This window comes from Stenotrophomonas sp. YJH_SMC_58, assembly GCF_059369635.1.
On sequence record NZ_JCAFSW010000009.1, the window covers coordinates 32,470 to 44,979 of the forward strand.

General features: G+C 66.7%; 12 protein-coding genes. 5 read left to right on the forward strand and 7 right to left on the reverse strand.

Going from position 1 to position 12,510, the window contains the following annotated elements; genetic code table 11:
* Positions 1 to 59: 59 nt before the first annotated feature.
* The 5 genes from AC5P68_RS12820 to AC5P68_RS12840 all read right to left on the reverse strand — a co-directional run bounded on the left by AC5P68_RS12820 (position 60) and on the right by AC5P68_RS12840 (position 5,640).
* Positions 60 to 671, reverse strand: a complete 612-nt coding sequence (locus AC5P68_RS12820; protein WP_005408230.1) for a glutathione S-transferase N-terminal domain-containing protein — start codon at positions 669 to 671, stop codon at positions 60 to 62.
* A gap of 84 nt (positions 672 to 755) precedes the next feature.
* Positions 756 to 1,214, reverse strand: coding sequence for a cell wall hydrolase (locus AC5P68_RS12825; RefSeq protein WP_004154513.1), 459 nt, complete (start codon positions 1,212 to 1,214; stop codon positions 756 to 758).
* 298 nt (positions 1,215 to 1,512) lie between these two features.
* Complete coding sequence (locus AC5P68_RS12830; protein ID WP_033835449.1) at positions 1,513 to 3,543, reverse strand: NADPH-dependent 2,4-dienoyl-CoA reductase; 2,031 nt, start codon at positions 3,541 to 3,543, stop codon at positions 1,513 to 1,515.
* Between the two features lie 239 nt (positions 3,544 to 3,782).
* Positions 3,783 to 4,412 (reverse strand): membrane protein YczE, encoded by a 630-nt coding sequence (gene yczE / locus AC5P68_RS12835; RefSeq protein WP_005408232.1) that lies wholly within the window; start codon positions 4,410 to 4,412, stop codon positions 3,783 to 3,785.
* A gap of 208 nt (positions 4,413 to 4,620) precedes the next feature.
* On the reverse strand, positions 4,621 to 5,640 hold the full coding sequence (locus tag AC5P68_RS12840; protein ID WP_038645543.1) for a zinc-binding alcohol dehydrogenase family protein: 1,020 nt from the start codon (positions 5,638 to 5,640) through the stop codon (positions 4,621 to 4,623).
* Positions 5,641 to 5,997: 357 nt separating this feature from the next.
* Between AC5P68_RS12840 and AC5P68_RS12845 the strand changes: the two genes are divergently transcribed.
* The 4 genes from AC5P68_RS12845 to AC5P68_RS12860 all read left to right on the forward strand — a co-directional run bounded on the left by AC5P68_RS12845 (position 5,998) and on the right by AC5P68_RS12860 (position 9,075).
* Positions 5,998 to 7,098, forward strand: coding sequence for an OmpA family protein (locus AC5P68_RS12845; protein ID WP_005408234.1), 1,101 nt, complete (start codon positions 5,998 to 6,000; stop codon positions 7,096 to 7,098).
* Positions 7,099 to 7,317: 219 nt separating this feature from the next.
* On the forward strand, positions 7,318 to 7,824 hold the full coding sequence (locus AC5P68_RS12850) for a hypothetical protein (RefSeq protein WP_005408235.1): 507 nt from the start codon (positions 7,318 to 7,320) through the stop codon (positions 7,822 to 7,824).
* Between the two features lie 20 nt (positions 7,825 to 7,844).
* Complete coding sequence (locus AC5P68_RS12855; RefSeq protein ID WP_033835451.1) at positions 7,845 to 8,654, forward strand: pseudouridine synthase; 810 nt, start codon at positions 7,845 to 7,847, stop codon at positions 8,652 to 8,654.
* Positions 8,655 to 8,739: 85 nt separating this feature from the next.
* A complete protein-coding gene (locus AC5P68_RS12860; RefSeq protein ID WP_005412356.1) occupies positions 8,740 to 9,075 on the forward strand; it encodes a hypothetical protein in 336 nt (111 codons plus the stop codon).
* 84 nt (positions 9,076 to 9,159) lie between these two features.
* On the opposite strand, the gene kbl is transcribed toward AC5P68_RS12860, so the two are convergent.
* Complete coding sequence (kbl, locus tag AC5P68_RS12865) at positions 9,160 to 10,368, reverse strand: glycine C-acetyltransferase (protein WP_231522204.1); 1,209 nt, start codon at positions 10,366 to 10,368, stop codon at positions 9,160 to 9,162.
* A 198-nt stretch (positions 10,369 to 10,566) separates the two neighbouring features.
* Between kbl and AC5P68_RS12870 the strand changes: the two genes are divergently transcribed.
* Positions 10,567 to 11,262, forward strand: coding sequence for a TorF family putative porin (locus AC5P68_RS12870; RefSeq protein WP_005412357.1), 696 nt, complete (start codon positions 10,567 to 10,569; stop codon positions 11,260 to 11,262).
* A gap of 132 nt (positions 11,263 to 11,394) precedes the next feature.
* Here the strand turns inward: AC5P68_RS12870 and tdh are convergent, their stop codons facing one another.
* Complete coding sequence (gene tdh / locus AC5P68_RS12875; protein ID WP_010483949.1) at positions 11,395 to 12,417, reverse strand: L-threonine 3-dehydrogenase; 1,023 nt, start codon at positions 12,415 to 12,417, stop codon at positions 11,395 to 11,397.
* Positions 12,418 to 12,510: the final 93 nt, after the last annotated feature.

Sequence of the window (12,510 nt, forward strand, 5' to 3'; positions counted from 1 at the left end):
ATGGCGCCGGTGGGGTCAGAGCCGCCTGCTGTGCAGACGGATCCGACCCCGGGTCAGGCTCAGGCCAGGCCTTCGGCCTTCAGTGCGGCCTGCACGCCGGCATCGGCGTCCATGCGTGCCTTGTAGGCGGCCAGGTTGTCCAGGCCCGACAGGTCGACCTTGGTGCCGGCGGCCCAACGCAGGGTGATGTAGAAGTACGGGTCGGCGAAACTGCGGAAGCCGGCCAGCCAGGGCTTGTCGGCCAGCTGCCTGTCAGCGGTCTCGAACAGGCCACGCAGGCGCTTGTGTGCGGCGGCGCGGATCGCATCGAACTGGCTTTCGTCGGCGATGAACTTGCCCGGTGCGAACAGCGGCGAGAAGGCCGGATGCACGTCGGAATTGACGAAGGCCAGCCAGCGGGTAGCTTCGGCACGCTGGCGCGCGCTGCCATCGCCGCCGAGGCCGGCCTGCGGGTAGGTGTCGGCGATATAGCCCATGATCGCGGCGTTCTGCAGCAGCACGAAGTCGCCATCGACCAGCGCGGGAACGGCGCCGGCCGGATTGATCTTGAGGAATTCCGGACCCTTGAGGGTGTCCTTGTTCAGCAGTTCGACCTCGAACGGCTGGCCGGTCCACTGCAGGGCGATGTGGTCGGCGGTGGAACAGGCACCGGGCTTGCTGTACAGCTTCATGGGAACTCCAGGTGATGCGGGCGGGAAACGCCCACTATCCCAGAGCCTGCCAGCGGGCGGCAACGCTGCCGCCAGCACGGATCGTTACGACTGCCGCGGCTTGAGGTTCTGCACCTTATAGAAGGTGTGATCGCCGATGGTGGCCACCTGGTAGGCGTTGCGCCAGTTCGGGCTGGCGATGGACAACGCGGCGAAGTGGCTGGCACCGGGCACGATCTCGCGGCGCTCGCCGGCCGGCAGCGCCCAGTTGCGCTCGGCGTCGAAGGCCACGTTCATTGCCTCGCTCCAGGCCGCGTCATTGCCCAGCTGGGTGCCGGGGGAGACGATGGTCGGCGCGAACTGCTTGCGCGCGGTGACCACCTGGCACATCGAGTCGCCCCACAGGCCACTGTCGAGGCGGCGCAGGGCGACCTCGGCAACGGCTTGCTGGCCGCGCAGGGTCTGGTCGCGGGCTTCCAGATAAACGGTGGTGCTCAGACACAGTGAATCAGCGGCCGGCTGCGGCAACAACTGCGACAGCCAGAGAATCCAGGCCAGTTTCATATAACTCCTTGCTCCGTATGGGCCGCACTCTCCGCTTCCAGTCGCGGGGGCGACAGGATGCGGGGTACGACTTGGCGTCATGGGGAGGCGGCCATCGGGGCCGCCCCGTGGGCAGCCCCAAAAGAAACGACCAGTACCGATCGTGGGGGCTGCGCCGGCTCACCGGAAACTGGCTGGTGAGCGGAAAGATGGCGCAAGGTAGGGGGGCGTAGCCGAACGCATCGTGAACCGGCCGGCTTGACATTCAGGTTCCGGAGGGGTGACGGAAATCACATTCCGTCCCCCATTCATGCGCTCATCAGAGCGCGGCGGCCACCCGGCTGCCCTGGTCGATGGCCCGCTTGGCGTCCAGTTCGGCCGCTACATCGGCACCGCCGATCAGCTGCGCGTTGATGCCGGCGGCCTGCAGCTCGGCCTGCAATGCGCGGTTCGGTTCCTGCCCGGCGCAGATCACCACATGATCGACCGGCAGCAGCTGTTCGCTGCCTTCCACGCGGATGCGCAGGCCTTCGTCGTCCACGCCCAGGTACTCGACGCCGCCGAGCATGCGCACGCCCTTGGCCTTCAGCGTGGCGCGGTGGATCCAGCCGGTGGTCTTGCCCAGCCGCGCGCCGGGCTTGCCCGGGCTGCGCTGCAGCAGCCACAGCCGCCGCGGCGATGCCTCGGGCTGCGGCCTGGCCAGCGAGCCGCGGGCCTCGAACGTGCTGTCCACGCCCCATTCGGCCATCCAGCGCTGTGGGTCCAGCGAGGGGGACTCACCAGCGTGGCTGAGGAACTCGCCGACATCGAAGCCGATGCCGCCGGCGCCGATGATCGCCGCACTGGCGCCCACTTCGACCCGGCCCAGCAGCACGTCCAGGTAGCTGACCACCTTGGCGTGGTTGGCGCCGGGGAAGTCGACCTTGCGCGGCGTGATGCCGGTGGCCAGCACCACCTCGTCGAAGCCGGCCAGGCTGGCCGCGTCTGCTCGCGTGCCCAGGCGTAGCTGCACGCCGGTTTCAGCCAGCTTGTGGCGGAAATAGCGCAGGGTCTCGTGGAACTCTTCCTTGCCGGGGATGCGCTTGGCCACGTTGAACTGGCCACCGATCTCGTCGTTGGCATCGAACAGGGTGACCTGGTGGCCGCGCTCGGCGGCCACCGTGGCGCAAGCCAGGCCGGCCGGACCGGCGCCGACCACCGCCACCTTTTTCGGCGTGGCAGCCGGGCGGTAGACCAGCTCGGTCTCGTGTGCGGCACGCGGATTGACCAGGCAGCTGGCCAGCTTGTTCTCGAACACGTGGTCCAGGCAGGCCTGGTTGCAGGCGATGCAGGTGTTGATCGCCTCGGCGCGGCCGGCGCGGGCCTTGTTGGGCCATTGCGGGTCGGCCAGCAGCGGGCGCGCCAGCGACACCATGTCGGCGCCGCCGCTGGCGAGGATGTGCTCGGCGACGTCGGGCATGTTGATGCGGTTGGTCGCCACCAGCGGCACCGTTACATGCGGCTTGAGCTTGGCGGTGACACCGGCGAAGGCGGCGCGCGGCACCGAGGTGGCAATGGTCGGGATGCGCGCTTCGTGCCAGCCGATGCCGGAATTGATGATCGTCGCGCCAGCCGCCTCGATGGCCTGGGCCTGCTGCACGATCTCTTCCCAGTTGCTGCCGTCGTCAACCAGATCCACCAGCGACAGGCGGTAGATGATGATGAAGTCCGGGCCGCAGGCCTCGCGGATGCGGCGCACGATCTCCACTGCAAAACGCATGCGTTGGTTGGCGTCGCCACCCCAGCGGTCGGAGCGCTTGTTGGTGCGCGGGGCGATGAACTCGTTGATGAGGTAGCCCTCCGAGCCCATCACTTCGACGCCATCGTAGCCGGCTTCGCGGGCCAGCTTTGCGCTGCGTGCGTAGTCGGCGATATGCCGCTCGACGCCGCTGGCCGACAGCGCACGGGGGGTGAACGGGTTGATCGGCGCCTTCAGCTTCGACGGTGCCACCGAAAGGGGATGGTAGGCATAGCGGCCGGCATGCAGCAGCTGCAGGCAGATCTTCGCGCCGTGCTGGTGCGCGGCCGCGGTGAGCTGCCGGTGCGGGCGCACTTCCCAGGGCCAAGACAGCTTTCCGCCAAAGGGCTTCAGCCAGCCGACCACGTTCGGCGCGAAGCCACCGGTGACGATCAGGCCGACGCCACCTTCGGCGCGTTCGGCGAAGTAGGCGGCCAGGCGCGGGAAGTCGCGGGCGCGATCTTCCAGGCCGGTGTGCATCGAACCCATCAGCACGCGGTTGCGCAGCTGGGTGAAGCCCAGGTCCAGCGGGGCGAACAGGTGGGGATAGGCGCTTTCGTTGGCTGGCGACATGATCGATACGCTTGCGTACGGAAGCGCGAAGCGTGCCGGGAAACGGCGGCTGGGGCAAGGGGCGCGGGCGGTAGTGCCGGCCGCTGGCCGGGTACGCTCGGCACATGCGTGCTGTCGCTCCCGCATTTCGCTGCGCGAACCGCGGGCCCCACTTACCTGCCTCCACCCCCCGCGCCTGCGGCGCTGCCCCCGAACTCCGGGGGCGGTAGTGCCGGCCGCTGGCCGGCATCCCGATCAGCTCAGGGTGATTGCGGTTGCCGGCCAGCGGCCGGCACTACCGGGGGACGCCCAATCCCGAACCAGCCCAGCGTTACTCCGCACAGGGGGCCGATCAGCAGGGCGAAGGCGAGGGTGCCGACACCGACATTGCCGCCGAGCCACCAGCCCAGCAGCAGCACGCTGCCCTCGATCAGGCTGCGCACCTTCCAGATCGGCCAGCCGGTGCGGGCATGCAGGCCGGTCATCAGGCCGTCGCGCGGGCCGGGCCCGAGCTTGGCGCCGATGTACAGGCCGGTGGCCAGGGCGACCAGCAGCATGCCGGCGCAGAACATCGCCAGCTGCCAGCCAAGGCCGACCGCCGGGGGAAGCAACCACAGCCCGAACTGTGCGGACGGGCCGATCAACATCACGTTGAGCACGGTGCCGACGCCCGGCTTCTGTCGCAATGGCCACCACAGCAGCAGCACCAGCGCACCGATCACATTGGTGGCCAGGCCGAACGATAGCGGCGTCTGTGCGGCGATGCCCTGCGACAACACGTCCCAGGGGGCCACGCCGATCGCTGCACGGATCATCAGCGAGGCGCCGAAGCCGTACAGGAACAGGCCGATGATCAGTTGCAGCAGACGCAGGGGCAGGGCGGTGGGCATGGCGGCGCTCGGGGAGAGGGGAGGGATCTGTTTCCACCGTAATCCCAATTCAGTCACTCCCATAGATACAGATGCCGGCCGATCCACCGCTACAGGAGTCGTCGATCCTGCGTATGGGCCGTTCTGTGGAGCTGGGCCATGCTCGGCTGCTTTGCCTGGCACCGCCAGCCGAACATGGCTCGGCACCGCACCGGCGTTCCAGCCTGGCTCAGTCGCCCCAGCCGGCCAGCGCCAGCTTGCCCACCGTGCGCCCGCTGGCCAAGCGCTGATGCGCGATGTCCAGATTCGCCGCATTGATCGCGCCCAGCGTCTCGCTGAGGGTGCCGCGCAGCTGGCCAGCGTCGATCATGCTGGCCGCGCGGCTGAGGATGCGGTGCTGTTCGATGCGGTCCGCCGTGGCGAAGCGCGAACGCGCGAACATGAACTCCCAGTGGATGCCGATGCACTTGGCCTTGTAGGGATCACCGATGCGCAGCGCGCCGCGCGGTTCGACGATGAGGCCGACATGGCCCTGTGGCGCCAGCAGCTGACCCAACGCATCCCAGTAATGGTCGGTGTCGGCCAGGTTGAGCGCGACCTGTACTGCGTCGATGCCCAATGCCTGCAGCTGGGGCAGCAGCGGCTGCCGGTGGTCGATTACATGCTGGGCACCCATCTGCCGGCACCAGTCGATCGACGACTCACGCGAGGCGGTGGCGATCACCTCGAATCCGGCGTGCCGGCCCAGCTGGATCGCCATCGATCCAACACCGCCTGCTCCGCCGATCACCAGCAGGTGCTGGCCGGCATGGCGGCGATCATCCAGCTGCAATGGCATGCGCTGGAACAGCAGTTCCCATGCGGTGAGCGTGGTCAGTGGCAGTGCGGCCGCTTCGGCGAAGTCGAGCGTGGTCGGCTTGCGCGCTACCAGCCGTTCGTCCACAAGATGGAACTGCGCATTGCAGCCCGGCCGGGTGACATCACCGGCGTAGTAGACCTCGTCGCCGGACGCGAACAGGCTGGCGTCCTCGCCGATCGCTTCGACCACCCCGGCGGCGTCCCAGCCGAGTACGCGGGGTGCTTCGAGCGTGGCCGGATCGGTGGCCGCCCGCTGCTTGCCGTCGACCGGGTTCACCGAGACGGCCTCGACCCGGATCAGCAGGTCGCGGCCACCCGGAGGCAGCGGCGGGGGGAGGTGGATATCGCAGAGGGCGGGGGCGGATTCACGACTCAGGGCGACGGCTTTCATCTCGGCTCCGGCTGGGTTCGTGGCTCCATCATAGAGTTCCTCACGTTTCAGCAGATACGCTGAATCGGGTGGAGCAAGCTGTTGCGCAATATGTCGTATTCCGCACTTAAACCCCGTCAAACCCTTGCAGCGTGAGGGTCTTGCGGATTTTCATCATCCTGTATAGGGTTTCAACGTCGGACCGGTGGAGGGTCGGGCGCGATACTTCACATGTTACGGGACTGTTAACATGACCTTCACCCGCCTGAGCATAATGTTCGCGGCGGTGGCGTGCTGAATCGGCTGTCGAACATCGACGCACTAGTGCTGGCCCATGCCTCTACCGGTTTCATACCCCCGAAATAGGAGCTGTACTCAATGAACAAGAAGATCCTTACTGCCGCGCTGCTGGGTGGTCTGGCTTTCGCCCAGGCTGCGTCCGCGCAGGAGTTCGATGACCGCTGGTACCTGACCGGTTCGGCCGGCTTCAACTTCCAGGACAGCGACCGCCTGACCAATGACGCCCCGTTCGTCACCCTGGGCCTGGGCAAGTTCATCAGCCCGAACTGGTCGCTGGACGGTGAGCTGAACTACCAGAACCCGAACTTCGACGCCAACAAGGACATGAACTGGTCGCAGTACGGCGTCTCGCTGGACCTGCGTCGCCACTTCATCAAGGAAGGCCGCGGCTGGAACCCGTACCTGCTGGCCGGCCTGGGCTACCAGAAGTCGGAAGAAGAGTACAACCCGATCAGCGGTGGCCTGGCTGACCGCAAGGACGGCAACTTTGCCGCCAAGGTCGGCGTCGGTCTGCAGACCACCTTCGAGAAGCGCGTCGCTGTCCGTGCCGAAGTCGCCTACCGCGCTGATTTCGACGACCAGAGCGTGAACCCGAAGCGTGCCGGCAACGATGAAAGCTGGTTCGGCGACGTGCTGGCTTCGGTCGGCGTCGTGATCCCGCTGGGCCCGGCTCCGGTCGCGGCTGCTCCGGCTCCGGCTCCGGTTGCCCCGAGCTGCGCCGACCTGGATGACGACGGTGACGGCGTCAACAACTGCGACGACAAGTGCCCGAACTCGCAGCCGGGTCAGACCATCGGTCCGGACGGTTGCCCGGTGCCGGTCTCCATCGACCTGAAGGGCGTCAACTTCGACTTCGACAAGTCGAACCTGCGTCCGGACGCCGTGGCGATCCTGAGCGAAGCCACCGAGATCCTGAAGCGTTACCCGGATCTGCGCGTTGAAGTCGCCGGTCACACCGACTCGAAGGGTACCGACGCTTACAACCAGAAGCTGTCGGAGCGTCGTGCTACCGCCGTGTACAACTACCTGACCAAGAACGGCGTTGACGCCGGTCGCCTGGTCGGCCCGATCGGCTACGGCGAGAGCCGTCCGATTGCTCCGAACACCAACCCGGATGGTTCGGACAACCCGGAAGGTCGCGCCAAGAACCGTCGTACCGAGCTGAACGTCCAGAACTAAGTTCTGACGCTCTGCCAGTAGGACACAGCAGGACCCGGCTTCGGCCGGGTCTTGTTGTTTCTGCGGCCCGGAATCCGGTGCCTGCCGGTCCGGGGGTAACCGTTCGTCGGGTTTTTGTCCGTAAAACCAATGGGTTGCCGTATTCATTGAAAGTGGCGCTTGAAAGCTGTCGCGGCATTGCTAAACTCGCCGCGTCACTTCCTTTCCTGGATGCCCTTCATGCTGCGCTCTGCATCGGCCGCCGTTCTGGCGCTGGCCCTGGTTCCCGCCGCCCACGCTGCGGTCGATTGCTCGGTCAACACCAGCGCCTCGCCGCTGCCGTTGCCGGCCACGACCATCGCGCCGGTGGCCGACGAGCTCTACATCCGTGGCAACCAGCTGGGCATGCCGGCCGGCGTGCTGAGCAGCAACTACGATCCGTCGCAGTCGCTGGACCAGGTGCTGCAGCGCCTGCGCATCGATGGCTGCCAGAACATCGCCAAGGCCATTCCGAGCGCACCGGCGGTGAAGCCGAACGATCCGGCGGCCTACAAGCCGCAGACCGAATTCGACAACACGCCCTGGCGCTTCGACATGAGCCAGAACGGCAAGCGCATGACCGCCGAAGAGTTCGACGCCTGGATGAAGGCGCGTGGCGTGCGTGTGGTCAAGGCGCGTCCGGCTCCGGCCGCCACTCCGGCCCCGGCCGAAGCACCGGCCGAGACCAAGCCGGTCGACAAGAAGTAAGCACCGCGGGGAGCAGAGGCTTGCGCACGCGCCGCCCACCTGCCGCCCCCGCCGCCCGCTCCCACGCATCGCGTGGGCGTGCGACTCCCGCTGCCACAGCCGCCGGTGTCCGTCATGGCCTGGCGCGCGTGCTGTCCAAGGCCGGCGTCTGCTCGCGCAGCGAGGCCGCGCGCTGGATTGCCGAGGGCCGCGTACGCGTCTCCGGCCGCATCGTGCGGGATCCCGAGTTCCCGATTGGCCAGCCGGCGCCGCCGATCGAGGTCGATGGCCAGCCGATGGGCGCGCCGCAGCGCCTGTACCTGATGCTCAACAAGCCACGCGGGGTGGTGACCACCGTGCAGGACGAGCGTGGCCGCGACACCGTCTACCGCTGTTTCGATGGTGCAGGGCTGCCGTGGATCGCGCCGGTCGGGCGCCTGGACAAGGCCAGTGAAGGGCTGTTGCTGTTCAGCAACGATCCGCAGTGGGCGGCGCGCCTGACCGATCCGGAAACGGGTCCGCAGAAGACGTACCACGTGCAGGTCGACCGCCTGCCCGATGACGCCACGCTGGCGGCCCTGCAGGCCGGCGTGGAGGACGAGGGCGAGTTCCTCGTGGCCCAGGCCGTGCGCGTGCTGCGCAGCGGCGACAAGACCGCGTGGCTGGAGGTGGTCCTCGACGAGGGCCGCAACCGCCACATCCGCCGCCTGCTGGCGGCCTTCGACCTGCAGGTGCTGCGCCTGGTCCGGGTTGCGATCGGCGGGCTGCAGCTCGGCGATCTCGGCAAGGGTCAGTGGCGGATGCTGGAGGTCAATGACCAGCAGCGGCTGGGGGCCGCTGCACCGGGCTGATCATCGCCCGCGGCCGGCGGTTGCCGGCCACCGTTCCAGGCGTAGGGGGCGCCTGGTTGCTGAACTTCCCGAACGGAGCCTGCCCATGTACCACCCGACCCTCAACCAAACCCTGCGCTGCGCAGGTCTGCTGCTGCCGATGGTGCTGCTGACCGCCTGTGGTGGCCACAAGAAGGTGGCCAAGGCAGAAACGCCGGCCGAAACCCCGGTGGTGGAAGTGAAGACCCCGGAGCTGGATGGCCGCGGCAGCTACCGCTTCCTGATGAGCAACGGCGACAAGAAGATGACCGCCGACGAGTTTGATGCCTGGATGAAGGCCAACGGCATCCGCGTTGCCAAGGGCAACGGCCAGGACGCTGCCGCCAAGCCGGTGGTGGTGGCCAGCAAGGACGAGCCGAAGGGCAAGAAGAAAAAGAAGTGATGCCGGGAAGGTGCCGACCTCGGTCGGCACGCCCTCAAGCTCTGGTAGGTGCCGACCTTGGTCGGCACGCTTTGACCGCTGGGATCAACCCTTGATCACGCCCACCTCGACGCCAATGCGGGTGAACGCATCGATCGCGCGGTCCAGGTGCTCGCGGCTGTGCGCAGCGCTGATCTGGGTGCGGATGCGCGCCTGGCCCTTGGGCACTACCGGGAAGAAGAAGCCGATCGCGTAAATGCCTTCCTCCAGCAGGCGCTCGGCGAACTTCTGCGCCAGCGGCGCGTCGTACAGCATCACCGGGCTGATCGGGTGTACGCCCGGCTTCACGTCGAAACCGGCGGCGACCATCTTTTCGCGGAAGTAGCGGGTGTTCTCCACCAGGGTGTCGCGCAGGTCGTCAGCGGCGGCCAGCATCTCGAACGCCTTGATGCCGGCGGCCACCACATGCGGCGGCAGCGAGTTGGAGAACAGGTACGGCCTCGAACGCTGGCGCAGCAGCTCGATCACCTCGGCGCTGGCGCAGGTGAAGCCGCCCAGTGCGCCGCCCATGGCCTTGCCCAGGGTGCCGGTGATGATGTCGATCTTCTCCAGCACGCCCTTCACTTCGGCCGAGCCACGGCCGGTGGCGCCGAGGAAGCCGGTGGCGTGGCACTCATCGATGTGCACCAGCGCGTTGTACTTCTTCGCCAGCGCGGTGATCTCGTCCAGCGGGGCAATGAAGCCGTCCATCGAGAACACGCCGTCGGTGGTGATCAGCTTGGTCTTGCAGCCGGCGGCATCGGCGGCCTGCAGCTGGGCTTCCAGGTCGGCCATGTCGCAGTTGGCGTAGCGGAAGCGCTTGGCCTTGCACAGGCGCACGCCGTCGATGATCGAGGCGTGGTTCAGTGCATCGGAAATGATCGCGTCGTTCTCACCGAGCAGCGGTTCGAACAGGCCGCCGTTGGCGTCGAAACAGGCGGCGTACAGAATGGTGTCCTGCTTGCCGAAGAAGTCGGCGATCTGCTTCTCCAGCTGCTTGTGCAGGTCCTGGGTACCGCAGATGAAGCGCACCGAGGCCATGCCGAAGCCGTGGGTATCCAGCGCATCCTTGGCGGCCTGGATCAGGTCCGGATGGTCGGCCAGGCCCAGGTAGTTGTTGGCACAGAAGTTCAGCACCTTGCGGCCATCCTCGAGGGTGATCTCGGCCGACTGCGGGCTGGTGATGATCCGCTCGGACTTGAACAGGCCCTGGGCGCGGATGGCGTCCAGTTCCTCGGCGTAGTGGCGGGTCAGGGCGGAGGAGGCGTCGGTCATGGCGTGGGCACGGCTCTGAACGGGGAAACCGTTGATTCTACCGGGCTACGACGGCCTTCGACCGGGCCGGGCAGGGCACCGCCACGGGTGGCACATGTTGCATCGCAATAGCAAACGGGTTAAAAATTCGTGAACCGCGCCTGTCTGGCGCCGGTTGCCCGCTCCCCCTTCCCGCCCCCGCCACCCTCGGAGACGCCCATGAAGCACGCCCGTGCCTGCCTCGCCATTGCCGCTGCCCTGACCCTGGCCGCCCCGTTCGCCGCCAGCGCCCAGGAAAACGAATCGCCGTACAGCTGGAACGTCACCGCTGTTTCCGATTACCTGTTCCGTGGTGTGTCGCAGACCGACGAGGATCCGACCCTGCAGGCCGGTTTCACCTACACCAGCCCGGTTGGCCTGTACGCAGGCGTGTGGGGCTCGGGCGTGGATTTTGGTGCGGGTGACCCGAAGACCGAGGTCGACTACCTGATCGGCTACGGCGTGGACGTCACCGAGCGCGTCAACTTCGACGTGCTGCTGAACCGCTACACCTACCTGAAGTCCAGCCACCAGAACTACAACGAGCTGATCACCACCACCACGCTGGATGACACCTACAAGCTGACGGTGGCCTACACCAACGATGTCTGGAACAGCAGCACCGATGGCTGGTACTTCGGCCTGGGCGGCAGCTGGGGCCTGCCGAAGGACTTCACCCTGAATGCCAACGTCGGTCGCAGCACCTTCGAGGACGGCATCGCCAAGGACTACACCGACTGGAACGTCGGCGTCGCGCGCCAGTTCGGCCTGTTCAACGTCGGCCTGGGCTACTACGGCACCGACGGCAACGGCCGTGACAATTCCGGCAAGCTGGCCCACAGCCGGGTGATGCTGAGCGTCGCCGTCGGCAAGTAACGCCGCAGGCGTTACGGGTAGTGCCGGCCGCTGGCCGGCAACACCAAAGAAAAAGGCGCCCATCGGGCGCCTTTTTCAATTTCAAGGTGTGCCGAGCAAGCTCGGCACCCACCCATCGCGCACGGCGAAGGGTCAATTCCAGCTCAAAACAACCTTGCCGGCCTTGCCTTCTTCCATCAGGTCGAAGCCCTTCTGGAAGTCGTCGATCGGCAGCTGGTGGGTCATCACCTTGCCGAGCGGGAAGCCGGACAGCACCAGCTGGGTCATCTTGTACCAGGTCTCGTACATCTTGCGGCCGTAGATGCCCTGCACGGTCAGGCCCTTGAAGATGATCTTGTCCCAGTCGCAGCCGGCGCCCTTGGGCATGATGCCGAGCATGGCGATCTTGCCGCCGTGGTACATGCAGTCGAGCATGTCGTTGAACGCACGCGGGTTGCCGCTCATTTCCAGGCCCACGTCGAAGCCCTCCATGTGCAGTTCCTTCATCACGTCCTTCAGCGACTGGTTGGCCACGTTGACCACGCGGGTGGCGCCCATGTCGGCGGCCAGCTTCAGGCGGAAATCATTGACGTCGGTCACCACCACGTTGCGCGCACCGATGTGCTTGCAGATGCCGGCGGCGATGATGCCGATCGGGCCGGCACCGGTGATCAGCACGTCCTCGCCGATCACGTTGAACTCCAGCGCACAGTGCGCGGCATTGCCGTACGGGTCGAAGAACGCAGCCAGCTCCGACGGGATCTGGTCCGGGATCGGCCACAGGTTGCTGGCCGGCATCACCATGTATTCGGCGAAGGCGCCGTTGACGTTGACGCCGATGCCGACGGTGTTCGGGCACAGGTGCGGGCGGCCGCCACGGCAGTTGCGGCAGTGGCCGCAGACGATGTGGCCTTCGGCCGAGACGCGCTGGCCGATTTCATAGCCGGTCACGGCCGAGCCGAGTGCGGCGACGCGACCGACGAATTCGTGGCCGATGGTCAGGCCCGGCTTGATGGTGCGCTGGCTCCACTCGTCCCACAGGTAGATGTGCAGGTCGGTGCCGCAGATCGCGGTCTTCTCCAGCTTGATCAGGACCTCGTTCGGGCCCGGGGTCGGCACCGGAACTTCTTCCAGCCAGATGCCCTTGGCCGCTTCGCGCTTGACCAGGGCCTTCATCGTTTGCTGCGCCATCGGGGTGGAACTCATCAGGGGGAAAGCGCGGATTATAGGGTGCCGCGCGGATTTCCCATGTTGCGCTGCGGGTGCATT

Coding starts and splice junctions, on each gene's coding strand:
- AC5P68_RS12850 (WP_005408235.1), top strand. CDS start 7,318: ATGCTGCGCTCTGCATCGGCCGCCGTTCTGGCGCTGGCCCTGGTTCCC.
- AC5P68_RS12840 (WP_038645543.1), bottom strand. CDS start 5,640: ATGAAAGCCGTCGCCCTGAGTCGTGAATCCGCCCCCGCCCTCTGCGAT.
- kbl (WP_231522204.1), bottom strand. CDS start 10,368: ATGACCGACGCCTCCTCCGCCCTGACCCGCCACTACGCCGAGGAACTG.
- tdh (WP_010483949.1), bottom strand. CDS start 12,417: ATGAAGGCCCTGGTCAAGCGCGAAGCGGCCAAGGGCATCTGGCTGGAA.
- AC5P68_RS12830 (WP_033835449.1), bottom strand. CDS start 3,543: ATGTCGCCAGCCAACGAAAGCGCCTATCCCCACCTGTTCGCCCCGCTG.
- AC5P68_RS12845 (WP_005408234.1), top strand. CDS start 5,998: ATGAACAAGAAGATCCTTACTGCCGCGCTGCTGGGTGGTCTGGCTTTC.
- AC5P68_RS12820 (WP_005408230.1), bottom strand. CDS start 671: ATGAAGCTGTACAGCAAGCCCGGTGCCTGTTCCACCGCCGACCACATC.
- AC5P68_RS12825 (WP_004154513.1), bottom strand. CDS start 1,214: ATGAAACTGGCCTGGATTCTCTGGCTGTCGCAGTTGTTGCCGCAGCCG.
- AC5P68_RS12870 (WP_005412357.1), top strand. CDS start 10,567: ATGAAGCACGCCCGTGCCTGCCTCGCCATTGCCGCTGCCCTGACCCTG.
- yczE (WP_005408232.1), bottom strand. CDS start 4,412: ATGCCCACCGCCCTGCCCCTGCGTCTGCTGCAACTGATCATCGGCCTG.
- AC5P68_RS12860 (WP_005412356.1), top strand. CDS start 8,740: ATGTACCACCCGACCCTCAACCAAACCCTGCGCTGCGCAGGTCTGCTG.